The following is a 20,537-nucleotide window of genomic DNA, read 5'->3' on the forward strand; positions in this document are numbered from 1 at the left end:
AGAAAGGGAAAAGTTATGAAAAAAGAAATAGTTACCACCTTAAAACTATACGTAGGATTCATATTATTATCAGTAATAGCTTATAGCTGTTGTCCAGAACAAATTTTTCAAATACGAAGCTTTAAAAGCTTAACATTATTTCAGCTCAACAACCCAGCCCCTCAAGATTCTGCAACAATTATAACAGATGAGTTTGTTCTAGATGCAATATTTAGTTCGAATGATGCCATAAGTGCTAATATTAATTTTAATCTTATTACCTCTACTTATGCCACATCTTGTGATAATGACACCTTCATAAATCGATTAAATGAGGAAAGCTTAATTGTAAGTCTTGACAAAGATTTTATATATGATGGTAATACAATTTCGGCTAATTCCAATTTGGCTGAAATAACGGAAATAGCAGACAACATTAATTTCTTTTATGACATTATTTCGATTAATTTTTTAAATGAATTTTTAGATAAATCTCAATTTGAAAATGAGGAATATACGTTCACTTTATACATTGAAACTACAGATGGGTTACAATTTGAAAAAGAGGTTTTAGCAACCTTAAACTTATAGATAGAAAGCATAGAAATAGGCAATCCAGATTTTGTTTTGTAAGTTTAAGGCTAATTACTCAATCACACATCTCATAATGAAATATTTCACATTAGTATTCATGATCTGTCTGGCCATAGTCGGTTGCAACCAAAAAACAACCGAAACTAAAAAGGAAGAATCTATAACAGAAAGTCAACTTGTTGCTAAAGCAAAAGCAATTCACAATAACATCATTACACTAGATACCCATTGTGATATCAATATAAAAAACTTTACAGATTCTATAAATTGCACTCAGGATTTAAGCTCTCAGATTACATTACCAAAGATGAAAAAAGGCGGTTTAGATGTTGCTTGGTTTATAGTCTATACTGGTCAAGATTCGCTTAATACAGAAGGATTCGAAAAAGCCCATAATATCGCAATGTCCAAATTTGATGCGATCCATAGATTAGTTGATACTATTGCACCAGATCAAATAGAATTAGCACTAACTTCTGAAGATGTTAGACGTATCCACAAATCTGGAAAAAAAGTAGCTATGATTGGTATCGAAAATGGCTATCCAGTAGGCACGGATATCGGCAATGTTAAAAAATTCTATGATCTTGGAGGAAGATATATGTCGCTTTCCCACAATGGACATAGCCAACTTTGCGATTCTAATACTGGTGAAGCGGATAATGTATGGCTTCATAACGGTTTAAGTGATTTAGGCAAAGAAGTTATTGCCGAAATGAATAAATGGGGCATGATGATCGATGTATCACACCCATCAAAAGAATCGATGAGACAAATGATTGAGCTTTCTAAAGCCCCAATTATCGCCTCGCACTCTTCTGCAAGAGCATTGTGCAATCATAGCAGAAATCTTGATGATGAACAATTGCAGTGGTTAAAGGAAAATGGTGGTGTTGTACAAACCGTTGCTTTTACTTCATATTTAAATACCGAAAAGTTTGAAAAAAGATCTGTAAAAGAGATTGAAATCGGAAAACAAATTGCCGATTCTATGGGAGTAACTTGGTTAGAAAGAGAAGAAGTGATGAAACTAAGTTCTGAAGAAAAAGAGACTTATTACGATTTTTTAGGCAAAATGGCTGCCATAAGAAGAGCAAAAGTAAAAAAGATTAACGACCTTCCTCCAGCTGTTGATGTTGTGGATTTTGTAAATCACATTGATTATATGGTTGATAAAATAGGTATTGATCATGTAGGTATTAGCTCTGATTTTGACGGTGGTGGTGGAATCGAAGGATGGAGTGATGCTTCTGAAACCTTTAATGTTACCTTAGAATTGGTAAAAAGAGGGTATACAGAAGAACAAATTGAAAAACTATGGAGTGGTAATCTACTTCGTGTGCTAGATCAAGTTCAAAAAGTAGCCAGCGAGCTTCAGAAAGGGTAAACTAATTAGTCAATTCATTGAGCACCCATATATAATCTTTTCGGTTTTGAATAAAATCTTTATCCGAAACATCTACAATCTTAACATTAAAGTGAGATTGAGATTTTATAAATTGTAGATACCCTTTATTGATCTTATTTAAATACTCTGCTGGAATTTTCTGTTCATAGTCACGCCCTCGTTTTTTAATATTTTCTAATAAACGTTCTGTGTTTTGATACAAATAGACATATAATCCTGGTTTTGGAAGGTCCCGATACATGATATCAAAAACCTTCTTATACAACTTATATTCATCCTCCTGAAGCGTTACCTGCGCAAAAATTAATGATTTAAATACGTCATAATCACTTACTACAAAATCCTTAAATAAATCAAATTGGCCAATATCATCCTGTAATCGTTGATAACGATCCGCAAGAAAAGACATTTCAAGAGGAAAGGCGAATCGCTCCATATCTTCATAAAACTTGGGCAAAAAAGGATTGTCTGCGAAACGCTCTAAAACCAACTTAGCGTTAAATTCCTGAGCAATTAGATTTGCCAGACTTGTTTTACCAGCACCAATATTTCCTTCGATCGTAAGATACTGAACTGATGACAACGAATATTCTTCTTTAGGATTCATTATTTGTACATCCAGTATATCTATCTCAGAAACATCCTCCGTGTGCTCCAATAATTCTGATACCGTTTGATTAAGAATTGGGTGCACCAGATCACTATCAATATCAGCTAACGGATGTAAAACAAATTTTCGATCTTGTATTGAAGGATGTGGAACGATTAGGTTTTCGGTTTTTACAACTCCTTCAGAAGAAAAAAGAATATCTAAATCAATTGTCCTAGCTTCATACCCTTCATTTTTCGTTCTGTTTCTGCCTAAAGAATTTTCAATTTCTAAAAGTGTATCCAATACTTCTGCAGAAGAATAAAAAGTTTTTATAAGGATACATACATTATAAAAATCATCACTACTAAATCCCCAAGCAGGTGTTTGACATATTCTAGATATCTTAATTACATCACCAATGGTATTGTAGATTGCATCTACTGCTTGCTGAAGATAACCCAGGCGATTCCCAATATTACTCCCTAATGAGATATGTATAAGATTTGATGTTTTCAAATGTGGAAATTTATATTCTGATCAGAACTACGTATTTTTATGAGCAAATTAAGGAAAACAAAACCACTTCACCTTATTTTTGCACGAAGTATTATAAACTAATTTTATTTAAAACCAACACACCTGAATCTAAAAGACAAAATAGTAGCCTACAGAATTTACCTTATACTTGGAGCCTTATTTATCTCTTCGTTAGTAGCATCAAATCTTATTTTTCAGAAATTTTTCTTTTGGGATTTTTTTGGAGTCTATACTTTCGAAATTTCCGTAGGGATTTTACCATACCCTGTTACATTTTTAATTACTGATATTATCAGTGAAATTTACGGTAAAAGAAAAGCCAATCAGATTGTCACTGCTGGTATTTTTGCTTCATTCTTTTCTTTGATCATAGTTTTTGTTTCTAAAGAGGTCCCAGCAACATCCTGGTCACCAGTTAATGACGAAACATTCTCTCAGGTTTTTGGTGCCACGGTAATTGCAGTTTTTGCGTCTATGATGGCATATCTTTTTGCTCAATATATAGATATTCAGATCTTTCACTTTTGGAAAAAAATAACTAAAGGAAAGCATCTTTGGATCAGAAATAACTTTTCTACCTTTGCTTCTCAATTCATAGATACACTTACCGTATTACTGTTATTATGCTCTACTGATATCATTAGTTGGGATCGTTTTGGAATATTATTGCTAAATGGGTTCTTATTTAAAATACTAGTTGCAGCCCTTGATACTCCGCTACTATATTTAGGTGTTTACATCTTAAGAAAAAGATTTAAACTTAAAGAAGGAGGAGAATTAGCACTTGAAATATAAAAAACTAACAAATACTTAACTCAAAATCAGCAACATATTACACTTGTGATTCGTTACTTTATATAAAAGCAATAAAATGATCAAAAAAGCCCTTAAAATCTTTAGTATACTTATCCTCATCCTCATAATAGGGATCATTTCTATTCCTTTTCTTTTTGGAGGAACAATTAAGGACAAAATTCGGTACCTCGCCAATCAACACGTTAATGCAACCGTTGATTTTGTCGATGTTGATATCAGCCTAATTAGAAGTTTTCCTGAAGCTTCTGTGATCATTGATGAACTTTCTATTATTAATTTCGCTCCTTTTGAAGGCGACACACTAGCATATGCAAAAAAAATATCCCTTGATATGTCTATTAATGAGCTTTTCAAAGATGCTTCAGAGCCTATTAGTATTCAAAAATTTATTATCGATGAAGCCAATATAGCAATCAAAACAGATTCATTAGGAAATTCTAATTTTGACATTGCTAAAAAACAGGACAACGTTGAAGAACCAGCAACTGAAGATAGTGGCTCGTTTACTTTTGAACTTGATCATTATGAAATAAATCATAGTAAACTGCTATACAACGATGACATTAGTAAAATTTCATTACTAATGACCGAGGTAAATCATAGTGGAGACGGATCCTTATCTGGTGAAAATATACTCCTCGATACAAAATCTAACTCAGAAGTTTCTTTTAGTTTAGATGGAACTAAATATCTTAATAAAAATGCCCTAAAACTAGATGCCGAATTAGAATTAGATCTAGAAAATCAACGATACGCATTTAAGGAGAATAAAGCTCTAGTTAACCAACTACCTCTTGAGTTTAAAGGTTTTGTTCAGCTTAACGAAAAATACACAGATGTTGATCTTAGTTTTAAAACGCCTACATCTGATTTTAAAAATTTCTTGGCCGTAATTCCTGAAACATATGCTAAAAATCTTGATGGAGTACAAACTTCGGGAGATTTTTATGTAGATGGCATCATTAAAGGAAAGGTAGATGATACGCTTATCCCAAAAATGGATATTAAAATAGCATCTAGTAATGCTTCCTTTAAATATCCTGATCTACCAAAAAGTGTGCAAAACATAACAATAGACACACAAATAAAAAATGATACTGGTTTAGTAGATGATACATACATAAAAATAGGCAATCTAACATTTAGAATAGATCAGGACACCTTTGCCGCTAATGGTAGTTTACGAAATATCACAAAAAATATGGTTGTAGATATGGCTGTCAATGGAACTCTAAATCTTGCTAATCTGGACAAAGCATACCCTCTAGAACTTGATCAAGAGCTCAATGGAGTTTTCAAGGCCAATGTGAACACTAATTTTGACATGTTATCTTTAGAAAAAGAACAATACCAAAATATAAAAAGCTCTGGTACTGCTAGTTTAGATCAATTCACGTATGCTTCTCCAGAATTACCGAACGAAATAAAAATCGAAAAAGCAAATGTAAGTTTCAAACCAGAAACCATTACATTAGACAAGATGCAAGTGACAACAGGCAAATCTGATCTTACAGCAGCAGGAACCATTAATAATCTAATGGGATTTTTATTCTCAAAACAGGATCTTAAAGGAAGTTTTGATGTAAGTTCTGATGTTTTTGCAGTAAATGATTTTATGGTTGCAGAAAACGAATCGACAGAAGAACAAACCAACGAAACTATTGAAGAAGAAGCATTGCAGATACCTTCCTTCTTAGATGCTACCTTGAACTTTGATGCTAAAAAAGTGATCTACGATAATTTAGAACTAAAAAATACAAAAGGAAGTGTAAAAATAAATGATGAGACGGCATATCTACAAAATGTAACATCAAATCTATTTGATGGAGGACTTGCTTTTAATGGAGAAGTATCTACAAAATCAGACACCCCTAATTTTGGTATGAATTTAGATTTGAGCAAAATTGATATTGTAAAATCCTTTGCTGGTCTAGAATTATTACAGAGCCTAGCCCCTATTGCCAAGTCTCTTACAGGAGCATTAAATACTCAAATAAATCTTAACGGCAATTTAAACAACGACCTAACACCTGTACTAAATTCTCTAAAAGGTAATGCTCTGGCAGAAATATTAAATGCTAAAGTAAGTACTTCTCAGACTCCTTTACTGTCTCAATTAGATGGTCAATTAGGCTTTTTAAACCTAGATAAACTGAATTTAAAAGACCTTAAAACCTCTCTTAGTTTTGATGATGGAAAAATACATGTAAAGCCTTTCGAATTTGATATTGAAGGAATAAAAATCACGGCTGGCGGAAGTCACGGGTTTGATATGAATATGGATTATAATGTATCGTTGGATGTTCCTGCAAAATATATGGGTAAAGAAGTAGGCGGATTGATCTCTCAGCTCAATGATCAGGAGTCTAACGAAATGACGGTAGCACTTCCTGTGGGTATATCAGGTAATTTTTCGAATCCCAAAGTAAACATCAACACGGGTCAAGCCGTTACACAGCTTACGCAACAGATTATTAATAAACAAAAAGAAAAAGCTACTGGTAAAATTGTTGATGAAGGCACGAAAGTACTTACAGATTTACTTGGAGGATCAAATAAAGACAAAGATTCTACACAAACAACAACCAATAAACCTGAGGATAAACTCAAGGATGCTGCTAAAAATATTTTAGGTGGATTTTTAGGCAAAAAAAAGAAAAAAGATACCACAAAAACCAAGAACTAAATACCATCTTATATTAAATACTTGCTGTATTCAATGATTACATTATTATTTTGTCAACAAAATAAAGAAATCTTTAATTTTGCGTAAAAAAGACTAGGATATGAACAGTATCCCGTATAATTAGTTTTTTTTGAGCACTTTTCTTAGTACATTAGCCTTGGGAAAACGTTAAAAATAGAATTGGATTTTAATTGGATTTAATTAATAATTATAAACCACTTAAAATTAGACAGATTAGCACTTCACAGACAAAACCCAAGATTTTTAGCCATTATTCGTTAAAAACTAAGATTCTAGCACAATAAATTTAGTAAAACTGAATTAACTATTTAGTAAAGTTGTTTCTAATAAGTAAAATTCTTTTAGCTATAATTTTACTACAAAATTTATAACCCCAACAATAACAATTATGAAACCAGCTATTTTACCCCTCGCAATTCTATTATTTGTTTCTTCTCAATTATGGTCACAAAGTACAACAAATGAAAATCAAATGAAGTGGATGCAAGGATGGACCAACTTTGACCCAAATAACAAAGAATACGCTGAAGCTGAAGAGGAGCTTCTTACCATTATAGATCAAGATTCTTATTTACGTAATGACGTTGTATATCTAATGTCTGGAAATGTATATGTTACCAATGGTGCTACGCTAACAATTCAAGAAGGAACCGTTATACGTTGTGATACAGAAACCTCAACAAGTCTGGTAATCACCAAAGGATCTAGACTAATCGCCAGAGGTGTAAAAGGCCAACCGATAGTGTTTACTTCTAATAAATCTCCAAAAGCAAGAAAAAGTGGAGATTGGGGAGGAATTGTTATTGCAGGATCTGGAACCATCAATTCCCCTTCGGAAGCAGGCATTATAGAAGGCAACTTTTTACCTCAATACTCTCTATACGGAGGAAAAGATGATAGCGAAATGACCGCTATTATGACATATGTAAGAATTGAATATGCTGGAAAAAAAATTAACAAATCAAAAGAATTAAATGGATTATCACTATACGCTTTAGGAAAAAAATCTATTCTAAATAATATTATGGTTAGTTATTCTGCCGATGATTCATTTGAATTTTTTGGAGGAACCGTAGATATGAACAATCTAATTTCTTATAAAGCTAAAGACGATGATTATGACTTTACCTTAGGATATACAGGAGAGTTATACAATATTGTAGCTGTAAGACACCCATATATTTCTGATATTAGCGGTTCTTATGCAATAGAAATAGATGGCTATGATAAAAAATCTGGAATGACATCTTTACCCTTATCCTTGGTGAAAATTAAAGATGCAACTTTAATCAATTTATCAGACAACAGTAATTATCAACATACTGGTGCTGCGATTTCGTCTAAAAATTTAGGGCGTTTAGTTTTTAGAGACTCTAGAATATCGGGTTTTGCCAATGTTGTTAAATTCGATAAATCTTATAGTTCTTATGGGGAAATTGAAAAATCCTTTTCTCTGGAAAACAGTATTTTTAATGTGCATGACACTAATGTACTAGTCCCTTTTGAATCGAAAGCTGAAGCTCAAAAACTTTTAAAATATAACATGTTTACTACACAATTTAAAAGTGTCGGTGATCTATTTGAAAAACCTTTGGATTCGAAAAATCCGAAATTTACTTTAAAACAATCTCGTGATAGCTATACAGTAATGCAATAATATTTTATATTTATTCTAATTAACAACAATACCTTTATAATGAAATCGATTACCATTTTATTTTTCTCTCTTTTTCTAACAACGACCAGCTTTGCTCAATCAAAAAAGAATGTTTTTTTTGATCAGAGTACCTTAATTACTAAATTTCACACAATTGATGAATTAGAGGGATTAAAAAAAGGAGAACTTGTTAAACTATACATAGAAAGAGCAAACGAAATTATTACCGTATTACCATATATTGCATTAACGAACGAATCTGATGTCAGTCTAGCCGATGTTGGAATTAAAGAAAACTCTGATAATCTCAAAACACTGGGGAAACATCATGAAACTACCACAGATGCTTTTGAGAGCACCAGTAATTTAATTACCGAATTTATTCCTTATGCCGATACTGAAAAAATAATATGGGCGATTCTTTATTATGAAGAAATCATTAAAAAAATTAGAATAGGAGTCAATGGAAATTTCTAAAAAAATTAGATAAGATTAAAAAAACAGCCTGTATGGCTGTTTTTTTGTTTACTATCATTTCGTCTCATCAAAACAAAGCATACATTCTAAAATCTACCATACATAAAATAATTCCCTAATTATTTTATCCTATTTCTGATGATGAAAATTACAAATAAATGTTAATAAATGCTTTTTTATGTAATCTATATCATTGGTAATCGACCTAAAAAGAGTTACTAACAAATAAATGTTGTTAAAAACTAATATCTCAAAAGAGTTTAATAAAAGTAGAACTTAAAAAATGAAGCTATGAAAAAAAGAGAACTACTAAGTTTATTTTTGTTTATTATGATTTCAATTACTGGATTATCTCAAAGTAGTTTTAATCAAAATACCATGAAATGGACCAGAGATTGGACTAATTTTGAGCCCAATAACACGAATTACCCAGATTATGATGAACAATTACCAAACATCATAGATAAAGACACATACTTAAGAAGTGATATCGTTTACCTAATGTCTGGAGATATTTATGTAACAAACAATGCTACTTTAATAATACAAGAAGGAACGTTAATAAAAGCAGATACAGAGAAATCAACAAACCTTATTGTTACCAAAGGGGCCAAACTAATTGCCGATGGTAGCAAAGCATCTCCAATAGTATTCACCTCTAATAAATTAAGTAATTCCAGAAAAAGCGGTGACTGGGGAGGAATTACGATTATAGGTTCTGGTAAAGCTAACACTGTTGAAGGTGAAGGAATTATAAAAGGAAACTTTAACCCACTATACACAATATTTGGAGGAAATACCCCAGAAGAAGAAACTACTATCCTAAGATATGTTAGGATTGAATACGCAGGCAAATCTACTAATGGTCTTTCTTTATATGCTTTAGGAAACAAATCTGTTGTAGAAAACATTATGGTAAGCTATTCTGCTGATGATTCTTTTGAATGGCATGGAGGAAATTCTATTTCCAAAAATCTTATTTCTTATAAATCAAACGATGATGATTATGATTTCACTCAAGGTTACAGAGGAGAATTAATAAATATTCTTGCTATCAAACATCCATATATCACAAGTAATAATGGTTCTTATGCTATCGAAGTAGATGGTTACAACAAAAGTCTTGGATTTGAAAACTCTAAAATACTATCCAGCATCGATATCACAGGAGCAACATTAATAAGCTTGGTAGACGAAAACAACTATAGTCATACAAGAGCCGCTATTTCTATAAATAATCTTGGTGAATTGTATCTCAATGACTCTAATATATCTGGTTTTTCAGATGTAGTCAAATTAGATAAAACCTTTTCAACTCTCAGAATGATTGAAACGGCATTTAAACTAGATAATAGTTTTTTCAACATCCACAAGAATGGTGTTATTACCCAAAACAATATAGAGGATGACCTGTTCAACCTTCTTAAATACAATCGTTTTACTAAAACATTCCTTCAACCAGAAGAGATTTTCAGTAATCCACTGGATCGTGCTAATCCAGATTTTACATTAAAAAATTCATTAAACAACTATATGGTTGTTCAATAAACCAGTTTTTCCATCAAAAACTAATACCATGAAAAAAACAATCACTCTATTACTAATGATATTTATCATGAGCACGCTTAGTGCTCAGACTAAGAAAAAAGGAGTTTTCTTTGGTAGTGATAAGCTAATTGATCGATTTCATACTATTGATGAATTACAGGACCTAAACAAAGGAGAATTAATTAAACTATATCTAGAGCGAACCAGAGAAATTTTTATAGTCCTACCATACCTATCATTGTCCAATGAACCAGGAACCAGTCTTAGTGACGTAGGTATTAAAGAAGACTCTGATAATATAAAAGTAGTAGAAAAAAACAATGAAATAGCTGATAGAGCATTTGAATATACCACAAATACAATAAAAGAATTAATACCCTATTCAGATACAGATAAAATTATCTGGACGATTTTGTACTTTGAAGAAATGATAAAAAAGATGAGATTGGGTACTAAAGGAAATATATAAAAAGAGCATGCAATGCACTAACAATTAATTATCGACAAAGTGTATAAAAAAACCTTCAAAAGTACACTCCAACAAACTCATGTTTGATTTCAAAAAAGTAAAACCCTTTAAATAAAAGAGGAATTCCTTCGAATCGACAAAAACACAAAATACTGTTTAATAGATAGTTATAAAAAAGTGGTTTTTTAAATATAAAAAAAATTAGCTAAAAAAACATTTCTGTTTATCTTTTACCCATAAATATTAAACAAATAATAAAACCTTGAAAATCAACAATATAAACATGTTGGTGTAGGAATTATACTCTTAAAGTTTTCGTAATAAATATTAAAATAACGATGAACGTACATATTTTACGGTAAAAACGTAACTTACTCTGAAAAAAGTATCTTAACTTAGTGAACCTAAATTAGAAGAGAGAATTTTCCTCTTAAATTTATAACCCCAAAATAACACTTTGTATGAAACTAAGATGCGCTTTTTTTACGTTTACCTTACTATTCTCTTTTATTCCAATTTCTAATGCACAGGATTTTAATAGAAATGAAAACAAATGGATAAAAGGCTGGACTAATTTTACACCCAATGCAACGAATTATCCTGAGGCTGAAGAAAAACTTCCAAATATCATTGCAGATGACACCTATCTCACCAATGATGTGGTGTATTTATTATCAGGAGACGTTTATGTAACAAATGGAGTTACTCTTACTATTCAAGAAGGTACTATCATAAGATGTGATCACATAAACCCAGCAAGTTTAATTGTTACCAAAGGGTCTAAATTAATTGCAGCTGGGTCTGATGCTTATCCAATTGTTTTTACGTCTAACAAAGCTTCAAAATCCAGAGCAAGTGGTGATTGGGGAGGAATTATTGTAGCCGGTTCTGGTAAAGTTAATTCAGTATCAGGTAATGGAGTCATTAAAGGAGGATTTAATCCTCAATTTTCTGTCTATGGAGGTGATGATGTTGATGAACAAACTGCAATAATCAGATATGTAAGAATAGAATTTCCTGGTAACAAATCCAAGAGAGCGGAAAATTCCAATGGATTATCCTTATTCGGAATAGGTACTGCATCAATCATAGATCACGTGATGGTAAGTTATTCAGGTCAAGATTCATTTAATTGGTCTGGCGGTAATAACAATATGAGAAACATGGTATCTTTTAAGGCAGAAGATGATGATTTTCAAATCTCTGAAGGTTTTAAAGGAGATCTAGACTATTTAATGGCTGTACGACATCCATATATTACAAGTCCAAAAGGATCATACGCCTTAGAAATTGATGGTTATAATAAAGATTTAGGATACCTAAAACCTAATGCAATCACAGATGTAACAATTACCAATTCAATCTTTGTAAATCTTTCTGACAACTCTAACTATATCCATACCACTTCGGCTATTTCTGCTTCAAACTCAGCTTTGGTTTACCTACATAATTCTAAAATATCAGGTTTCCTAAATGTTGTAAAATTCGACCAATCCTATACATCGCTAACTGTAATTGAAAAAGCTTTTAAAATGGACAATAGTTTTTTTAATATTCAGGGAGAAGGTGTTGAAGTAGACTATAAACCGAGTACTGGTGTTCTAGATGTACTAAAATATAATAGATTTACGCAGGATTTTGTAAGTGTAGATATATTATTCGAGGATCCGCAAAACAAAGTAGCCCCAAAATTTCAGCTTAAAAAAGCAATGAACAATTATATGGTAATGCAATAATAGGCAATATCATATATATTTTGTTCTGGATGTTCTAAATCCATCATTTATTGTTAATAATACTAAATACATTTATGCTAAAGTCAAACTTACTATTAGGTTTCATTTTTTTTCTATTGATACAATGTACGTATGGACAGACAAAGAATGAAGCCGTTTTTTTCACCCAAAAAGATCAAATAAATAAATTTCACACGATAAGTGATCTCGAAAATTTAAGAAAAGGTGACCTTATTAAACTCTATCAAAAAAGAGTAAGAGAAATTGTAACCATAATCCCATTTCTATCATTAACTAATGAGCCAGAAGTTAGATTAGGTGATTTAGGAATAAAAGAAGATTCTGACCACCTTAAAACACTAAAGAAAAGTGTAACTGCCACTCAAGAAGCACTTGACACAATTGAAATCTCTATTGAGGAACTAGTTCCTTATGCCGACACAGAAAAAATTATATTGACAATTCTATATTTTGAAGAAATCATAAAAAAAATGAGGATCGGAGTTAGTGGGAGTTTTTAAGGTAAGAAGCCGCCAACAAGATGTTTCTTTATAATTACATAAATAAATGTAAGGGTTATTTAGAAATTTCTACTAATCGAACATGATTACATTCTATCTAATTCTTGGAATCTTAACTGCGGTAGCTGGTGCGTTACCTCTTGGAGCTGTAAATATTGCTGTAATTAATACCACTATTAAAGAAGACACCAGAAAAGCATTTCGTATTGCATTAGCAGCTGGTATCGGAGAAGTACTATTAGCTTTTTTTGCATTACACTGTAGTATGGAGCTTACAGATTTTTTCGAAAACAATCGATGGATTCAGATAGTTATTATTTCAATATTTTTAGCTATTGGGATTTATTTTTTAGTACGAAAAAACAAAAAAGACAATAATAAGCCATCCAAAATCAAACTAAGCAAGTCTAAATTCTTAACTGGTTTCTCTCTTGCTTTTTTAAACCCACCTGTTATTATATATTGGATAATAGCTATTTCTTTAACCAATAAACACTTGTTCGAACTTACGCTATATACTCCTCTGATCGCGTTATTTCTATTTTTCTCTGGAATATATCTTGGTAAAATTGGCACATTGTATTTATACAGCAAATGGGGAGATAAAATGGCACAAAAATCCACAGATTCTAAAACCAAATTATTTAAGATTATTGGAGTTGCATTAATTGTTATTTCAGTTGCACAAGGTTTAAAATTCTTTGTAGCATAAACAAATAAAACAACATTTCGTTATTTCTCTTATCAACATTATTACACCAAGAACAAGAGTTTTGCAATATATTTTTACCAACTAGTAAATTATTGTAATCTCTTTATTATTGGAATCTCTTTATCCAAAAAAAATTCCCCATTTCTTAGAACGAATTCTAGCTCTCAATAATTAAACAATTAGTTAAAAATCAAATTTTTCTCTTTTCAAGGGGTAACATTATTCGATTTAAGTACACTATTACATGAGTTTTGGTTAAAAACATCGATATTATCCAATCGGAACTATAGATACATCAAAAAAAGTATATTTTTGCAAATTATCTGCTCAAAATCTGATAATCAATGATTATGAAACATAAAACACATAAAATAAAGGCCTTTAACCTTCAGGAAATGCTGTTGGTTTTGGCAATTATAGGGATATTATTGTTAATAGCATTACCCAATTTTTTACCACTTATCGCGCAAACAAAAGCACAAGAAGCAAAAATACAGCTAAAGACCATTAGCAATATGCAAACCCAATATAGATATCTTAATTCTAAGTACTCTATTGACTTTAACGAAATTAATTATGAATCTCCTACAACTGTAAAAAATGGAGGTACTGCCAACTATAGTTACGAAATCCTAGAGGCTTCTATTTCTAATTTTAAAGTAAGAGCTACGGCTGTAGTAGATTTTGATGGTGATGGAGTTTTTAACATCTGGGAAATTGACGAAAACGGAAATCCAAAGCAAATCACTAAAGACTAATGTTGATTTTGAAAGGACTTGTAATGTTTAATCTGGGATATATTACTTATCAGGATCTTGATAACAGAGAAGTGTACTGGTTTTTGTTTCCAAGTCTTTCCATGTTATTAGGGCTTTTGCATTATAACAATGTGCTTCCTATCCATTTTAAAAATGCTATTTTAATTAATACAGGATTAATAGGTACAATAATCGCAGTACTCTATATCTATTCTCTGATCAAAATAAAACGTCCTTTTTTTAAAGAAGTATTTGGCATAGGCGATGCTATGTTTTTTTTAGCATTAGCAATAGCCTTCCCTACCATAACATTTATGATAATCTTTGTATTCTCGTTATTGTTCTCTTTAGGTATTTGGCTAATAGTAAAAAATAACTCCAGACACAACACAATTCCTTTAGCAGGATATATGTCTTTGTTTTTAGCCCTTATTTTAATAGGCAATTGGGCCACCAGTATAATTAACCTGTATCTAATATAATGAAAGTAGATTCTTTTGACATACCTGTTAATATGAAGCAATTGATTACACCTAATCAAGCCTTTCATTATAGAATAATTCCGTTCTCAAGAGATCAGGAAACATTATTTTTCAAAACGGATTCTGAGAATCAAGATGCGCTTCAAAAAGAGCTTTCTATTATTCTTAATCAAGAAGTTGCTCTGATTAAAGAAACGAAAGAAAACATACAATCTTACTTAACTCTAAATTATAGAAAAACCACATCTGGATCTAATCAGAACCTACACTACGAAGATAATTTTTTACAAAAACTAATTACTACAGCAAAAGATTTTGGCAGTAGTGATATCCACATGGAACCTTATGAAAAATTCTGCAGAGTACGACTCAGACTAGACGGAAAACTCAAAGAACAATATACCATTAGTAATAAAGAATACCCGCAACTGATTAATCAAATTAAGATACAATCAGGCTTGGATATTTCACAAAAAAGACTAGCTCAAGATGGTCGTATTACTTTTAAAAATGGCTTAGAAGAATTCGATATTAGAGTCTCTACAATGCCAACGCTTTATGGAGAAAAAATTGTATTACGTCTTTTAAGTAGAGATACCCAAGATGTACAATTAGATGACTTAGGATTCACGAAAAAAGAACTTGAACTATACAGAGAAGCTACCAAAAAACCTCAAGGGATTATTTTAATTTCTGGACCTACCGGTTCTGGAAAAACTACCACTCTTTATGCTACATTAAAAGAACTCAACAAAGAAGTTTCTAATATATTAACCATAGAAGACCCAATAGAGTATACTTTAGAAGGAGTGAATCAAGTACAACTTAGAGAAGATATAGAATTTGATTTTCCTGCAGCATTACGCGCATTTTTACGTCAGGATCCAGACATTATAATGGTTGGTGAGATTAGAGATGACAAAACAGCTAACATGGCTATAAAAGCAGCGCTAACAGGACATTTAGTACTATCTACCATACACACCAATTCGTCTTGGGCTACTATCTCCAGACTTATTGACATGAAAGTCCCAGCATTTTTGTTAGCCAGTACATTAACTATGAGTATCGCTCAGCGATTAGTTCGTAAATTATGTGTTCATTGTAAAAAAGAGAAAAATTCTGAAATCAAGGACTTTCCTTTAGGATTTGACATTCCTGAAGATTTAAAAAATCACTATATCGCTACTGGATGTAATCATTGTTACCAAACTGGATACTATGGTCGAAAAGCGATTTATGAACTATTACCTATTACAAAAAAACTAGAAACAGCAATACGTCATAATGAATTACAAATTGATGACTACATTGCCACCCAAAATATTGATACGCTACAACAAAATGCTTTGCGCCTAGTAAGGGAAGGTGTAACTTCTGTAGAAGAAGTATATGCATTATTAGCTAATAATTAATACCATGAAGAAAAACATACTTTTAATATGTTTCATTTTTAATTTTGGAATACTATCCTTTGCACAGGATAATTTTCAGAATCAATCAGAAGATAATACCAGAATTGGGACTATACAAAACAAACTACAGTTACTAAGTGTAGAAGTACCAGGTTTAGCAGAGAAAGTTAATATAAGCATTTCCAATACTACGCTTCTTAACTTTTTAAGAGCAGTTTCGCAGGTTCATAAAATTAACATCAACCCTTCTGATCAACTTAACTCGGTTAATATAATTAATGGATTTAACGATGTTACCGTACAGGATTTATTGATTTTTTTGGTTAAAGAATATAATTTAGACATTAAATTCACAGGTAATATATTATCGATAAAGAAATACGTACCACCTACCGAAATCCCAGTAGAAAAAGAGTTAATCATAGATTATGATCTAACAGCAGGTACACTATCAACGGATCTTAGAAATGATCCATTGCCGAAGGTATTCAGAAAAATAACAGAGGCTTCTGGTAAGAACTTACTTTATACTCCAGAATTAAATACCAAAAACCTTACATTATACTTAAGTAACGTACCCATAGATGTTGCATTACAGAAACTTGCTGAAACAAACGATTTAGATTTCAACAAAACAAGAGACGGGTTTTATGAATTCGAAAGTATTCCTGGTGTAAACAACACTTCGGGCGGTTCAGGTTCTGCACGCAGAAGAAGAGGTAATTCTAACTACAAAATAGTTGATACCTTAAATAGAGTGCTTTCTGTGGATTTAAGAAATGCAAATGTTTCTGAACTTATTAATAATGTTTCAGAAGATTTAAAACTAAATATTTTTACAGCTTCTCCTTTGGAAGATGCAGGTCAAGTAACTGTAAAAGCTGAAGCTATTAGTTTTGATGATTTATTGGTAAAGATTTTTGAAAGTAATTCTAAGAATGTTGCTCAAAATACAGCATCTAATAGTCAATCTAACAGAAATAACACTACAAATCAACAAGGAGGTTTTCAAAACAAGAACGCAGCTACCTCTAGCAATTTCACCTTTAAGAAAGAAGGTAACGTATACTATTTTGGAACCGAAAATCAGTTAACCATCAAAAAAATAGAAATGGTTCAGATGATGCACCGCTCTATTGCTATGCTTGGTGATGCTAATCCTTCGGGTGGATTAGGTGGAAACAGTTTTGGGAATAATAATTTTGTAACTGGTGGAACCAATTTTTTTGGAAATCAAGGAAACTCTAATTTTAATCAAAACAGAACTAATACCAGAAATCAAGGAAACATAAACTCTGGAATATCAAGAAATTCTTCTTCCAATAGTGGGAATAGTACACAAGCAGGATCGATTTCAGATATTTTCCCAGCATCAATTACTGAAGGTTTAGATATTAAAATAGATACTGAATTAAACAGTTTTGTAGTTAGCGGATCAGGAACGCGAGTAGAAAAATTCAAGAATTTTGTAAAGTATATAGACAAACCTGTTCCTTTAATCCTAATTGAGGTGATGATTCTGGAAGTAAGCAGAAGTGCAACTGTAGAAACAGGTATTGAATTTGGGCTTGGTAAAGAGCCTACTACTGCCGAAGGAGTTAGTTTTCCGAATGCTAATATTACCTTAGGTTCACAAACCATTAATAGAATTATAGGTGGTTTTGATGGCTTTGGATCTTTAAATCTTGGAAATGTAGTCCCTAATTTTTATATGGACATCAAAGCAATGGAGTCTAATGGTAATGTAAAAATATTATCAACCCCTAAACTGAGCACTCTTAATGGACATAAAGCTTATTTATCCAGTGGACAGACAACCTATTATGCAGTTACCAGTCAAAACATTTTTGGATCACAAAACCCTCAGACTTCAGAAATAGTTAATTATCAACCTATAGATGCAGAATTAGCATTAGAGTTTAAACCTTTTGTCTCTGGAGATGGTCAGATCACTTTAGATATACAAGTAATACAATCTAATTTTAGTGGTGAACGTATTGCAGAAGATGCTCCACCAGATATTAATAGCAGAAGGTTTTCTTCTATCATGCGAATGCAGGCTAATGATGTTGCAATTTTAGGTGGAATTGAGGAAAAAGTAAAGAATGATTCAGGATCTGGAGTACCTCTTTTATCTCGTATTCCTATCATCAAATGGCTCTTTAGTAAAAGAAGAAGAGAAGATTCTAAGAAAAAACTAAATGTAATTATAAAACCTACAGTGTTTTATTAATGGAAACATCACTAGTATCATATAATCCAATAGGAAAAACCTTTCTTGCTTTTGAACATTCAGAACAAGAAAATGCTCCTATAATTATTGGCATCAAGGTAATACAAAAAAAAGATGAGCTAGATGTTACTCAGCATTTTATAAAAGTACACTTTAGTGAACTTACCGAAGTTATTAAAGCTTCAGGGAAAGCTCATCTGATCATTACCGACAGCAATATCTTAAGTAAAACAGTAGATTTTATAGGTACAGATCAGGAAGTTTTAGCAAAAGCTTATCCTAATCTGGATGTAGATGATTTTTACTATCAAATCCTAAAAACCAACACTACATCTTTTGTTACTGTATGTAGAAAACAATACGTTAATGAGGTTATTGATAAGTATAAAGAGGCAAATATCCTGATTACTAGTATTGATCTTGGAAGTCTTAAAACCACATCGTTAATATCGTATATTCAAGATACTGAACTACAAACTTATAATACGACGATTACAATTAACAATAATCAGATTGCTTCAATTCAACAAGGCTCAGATCAAATAAGGAATTATAAAATCGATTCTGTTGTAATACCTAGCACACATACACTACCTTTTGCTTCAATACTGGATACTGTAATTGATCAAACATCCATTTCTGGAAATATTGAAGAGAAAAATACTGAACTCCTACATAGGTATAAAGAATCTAGATTTTTTAAAAACACATTACAATATGGGATTGGATTTTTACTAATCTCATTATTAATTAATTTCTTTGTTTTCAATAGCAAATACAAAACTTGGCAAGGTTTACAAGAAGAAGAACAAATTTATACCACGCAAAAAGAACATATTGAAAAACAACAATCGATAGTTAGCACTAAAGAAGACATTGTTAACAGTATTATAACCACTGGATTCTCTAAAGGATCTTATTATACAGATCAAATTATACAATCGCAACCGTCTACTGTTATTTTAAAGTCATTCAGTTATCAACCAATAGCTAAAACAATACGTAGTGACAAACCAATTATAGTAAGAGACAAAACAATTGCTATTTCTGGGGATTCATCAGACAAAATAAGTTTTACAAATTGGATACAAAAGATAGAAAGTTTACACTTTGTGAACCATGTTACCATTGTTAATTATGGGTTAGATAAGAAGAATACTTCGGTTTTCGAAATAGCAATTAATCTCATTGATGACACAAAAAAATAAAAACATAGCACTAATCGTAAGCCTATTATTAGTCTTAGGTATTGCATATCAATATGGTTTTGCAAAAACTTTTGCGATCAGCAAAGAAGTGGCCAAACTCGAAAATCAAAAGGAGGTTTATGAATCAGCTCCTGCTCAATTAGCAGCATTAGCTAATAAAGAAAAACAGTTAAATGAAATTCTGAAAAAGAATAATGTAGAGGGAAACTCATTACAGAATAACATCTTAAAAGTACTCAATACATTATCGGGTGATTCCGGATTTACAATAATTGCTTTCGAGGAACCACATATACATCTAAACGAAATATCTCAAAAAACTACCACTACCTACAATTTCACATTACAAGGAGATTATAAATCCTTAATCAATGTAGTATATGCATTAGAACAAAAATATAGTTTTGGAAACGTAATTAATGTTCATTTCGAAAAGAAAAAAAACTTTAGAACAGGTAGGCGCTTCTTACAATGTCAAATCTTGGTGCAACGTATTAATTAGAACACATTTGCTTGTAATTGATCGAAATTTATACGTTTAGCGCTCTATTTTAGTTTTTTCACCTTAGTATAATAAAAGATAAACTTCTTATCAGATCAAAGGTTTTTAGCATTGAAACTTCTAGAATTAAGCGCTTGAAATCTATACATGAATCTCAATATATAATGCTAATCTAAAGGATAGCGC

The 20,537-nt window shown here is 31.5% G+C and carries 18 protein-coding genes; 17 read left to right on the forward strand and 1 reads right to left on the reverse strand.

Annotation, left to right across the window (positions count from 1 at the left end; all coding sequences use genetic code 11):
• The first annotated feature begins 15 nt into the window (after positions 1 to 15).
• Positions 16 to 570, forward strand: a complete 555-nt coding sequence (locus QBK95_RS06660) for a hypothetical protein (protein ID WP_280931844.1) — start codon at positions 16 to 18, stop codon at positions 568 to 570.
• Positions 571 to 646: 76 nt separating this feature from the next.
• On the forward strand, positions 647 to 1,960 hold the full coding sequence (locus QBK95_RS06665) for a dipeptidase (protein WP_280931846.1): 1,314 nt from the start codon (positions 647 to 649) through the stop codon (positions 1,958 to 1,960).
• A gap of 1 nt (position 1,961) precedes the next feature.
• Here the strand turns inward: QBK95_RS06665 and folK are convergent, their stop codons facing one another.
• Positions 1,962 to 3,089, reverse strand: a complete 1,128-nt coding sequence (folK, locus tag QBK95_RS06670) for a 2-amino-4-hydroxy-6-hydroxymethyldihydropteridine diphosphokinase (RefSeq protein ID WP_280931850.1) — start codon at positions 3,087 to 3,089, stop codon at positions 1,962 to 1,964.
• 123 nt (positions 3,090 to 3,212) lie between these two features.
• Between folK and QBK95_RS06675 the strand changes: the two genes are divergently transcribed.
• From QBK95_RS06675 to QBK95_RS06745, 15 genes are all read left to right on the forward strand, one after another.
• Complete coding sequence (locus tag QBK95_RS06675) at positions 3,213 to 3,905, forward strand: queuosine precursor transporter (RefSeq protein WP_280932294.1); 693 nt, start codon at positions 3,213 to 3,215, stop codon at positions 3,903 to 3,905.
• 76 nt (positions 3,906 to 3,981) lie between these two features.
• Complete coding sequence (locus QBK95_RS06680) at positions 3,982 to 6,612, forward strand: AsmA-like C-terminal region-containing protein (RefSeq protein ID WP_280931852.1); 2,631 nt, start codon at positions 3,982 to 3,984, stop codon at positions 6,610 to 6,612.
• A gap of 409 nt (positions 6,613 to 7,021) precedes the next feature.
• The gene (locus QBK95_RS06685) at positions 7,022 to 8,290 is read left to right on the forward strand and encodes a beta-helix domain-containing protein (RefSeq protein ID WP_280931854.1); all 1,269 of its coding nucleotides are present in this window, start codon (positions 7,022 to 7,024) and stop codon (positions 8,288 to 8,290) included.
• Positions 8,291 to 8,329: 39 nt separating this feature from the next.
• Positions 8,330 to 8,767, forward strand: coding sequence for a hypothetical protein (locus tag QBK95_RS06690; RefSeq protein ID WP_280931856.1), 438 nt, complete (start codon positions 8,330 to 8,332; stop codon positions 8,765 to 8,767).
• 291 nt (positions 8,768 to 9,058) lie between these two features.
• Positions 9,059 to 10,315, forward strand: coding sequence for a beta-helix domain-containing protein (locus tag QBK95_RS06695; protein WP_280931858.1), 1,257 nt, complete (start codon positions 9,059 to 9,061; stop codon positions 10,313 to 10,315).
• Positions 10,316 to 10,343: 28 nt separating this feature from the next.
• A complete protein-coding gene (locus QBK95_RS06700) occupies positions 10,344 to 10,784 on the forward strand; it encodes a hypothetical protein (RefSeq protein ID WP_280931862.1) in 441 nt (146 codons plus the stop codon).
• 461 nt (positions 10,785 to 11,245) lie between these two features.
• Positions 11,246 to 12,520, forward strand: coding sequence for a beta-helix domain-containing protein (locus tag QBK95_RS06705; RefSeq protein WP_280931865.1), 1,275 nt, complete (start codon positions 11,246 to 11,248; stop codon positions 12,518 to 12,520).
• A gap of 74 nt (positions 12,521 to 12,594) precedes the next feature.
• Positions 12,595 to 13,041 (forward strand): hypothetical protein, encoded by a 447-nt coding sequence (locus QBK95_RS06710; RefSeq protein WP_280931867.1) that lies wholly within the window; start codon positions 12,595 to 12,597, stop codon positions 13,039 to 13,041.
• An 82-nt stretch (positions 13,042 to 13,123) separates the two neighbouring features.
• Positions 13,124 to 13,753: a LysE family transporter gene (locus QBK95_RS06715; RefSeq protein ID WP_280931869.1), complete on the forward strand. Its 630-nt coding sequence runs from the start codon at positions 13,124 to 13,126 to the stop codon at positions 13,751 to 13,753.
• Positions 13,754 to 14,103: 350 nt separating this feature from the next.
• Positions 14,104 to 14,511: a prepilin-type N-terminal cleavage/methylation domain-containing protein gene (locus QBK95_RS06720; RefSeq protein WP_280931871.1), complete on the forward strand. Its 408-nt coding sequence runs from the start codon at positions 14,104 to 14,106 to the stop codon at positions 14,509 to 14,511.
• The gene (locus QBK95_RS06725; protein WP_280931872.1) at positions 14,511 to 14,993 is read left to right on the forward strand and encodes a hypothetical protein; all 483 of its coding nucleotides are present in this window, start codon (positions 14,511 to 14,513) and stop codon (positions 14,991 to 14,993) included. Before QBK95_RS06720 ends, QBK95_RS06725 begins: the two co-directional genes overlap by 1 nt.
• Entirely contained in the window at positions 14,993 to 16,408 is a 1,416-nt protein-coding gene (locus tag QBK95_RS06730) for a GspE/PulE family protein (protein WP_280931874.1), read from the forward strand. Before QBK95_RS06725 ends, QBK95_RS06730 begins: the two co-directional genes overlap by 1 nt.
• A gap of 4 nt (positions 16,409 to 16,412) precedes the next feature.
• The gene (locus QBK95_RS06735) at positions 16,413 to 18,641 is read left to right on the forward strand and encodes a type II secretion system protein GspD (RefSeq protein WP_280931876.1); all 2,229 of its coding nucleotides are present in this window, start codon (positions 16,413 to 16,415) and stop codon (positions 18,639 to 18,641) included.
• Positions 18,641 to 19,849: a hypothetical protein gene (locus QBK95_RS06740; RefSeq protein ID WP_280931878.1), complete on the forward strand. Its 1,209-nt coding sequence runs from the start codon at positions 18,641 to 18,643 to the stop codon at positions 19,847 to 19,849. The genes QBK95_RS06735 and QBK95_RS06740 overlap by 1 nt, the downstream gene beginning before the upstream one ends.
• Positions 19,833 to 20,351 carry a hypothetical protein gene (locus QBK95_RS06745; RefSeq protein ID WP_280931880.1) on the forward strand — a complete coding sequence of 173 codons (519 nt, stop codon included), beginning with the start codon at positions 19,833 to 19,835 and terminating at the stop codon, positions 20,349 to 20,351. The genes QBK95_RS06740 and QBK95_RS06745 overlap by 17 nt, the downstream gene beginning before the upstream one ends.
• The last annotated feature ends 186 nt before the right edge of the window (positions 20,352 to 20,537 follow it).

The sequence above is a fragment of the Aquimarina mycalae genome (genome assembly GCF_029906345.1).
Lineage (GTDB): Bacteria > Bacteroidota > Bacteroidia > Flavobacteriales > Flavobacteriaceae > Aquimarina.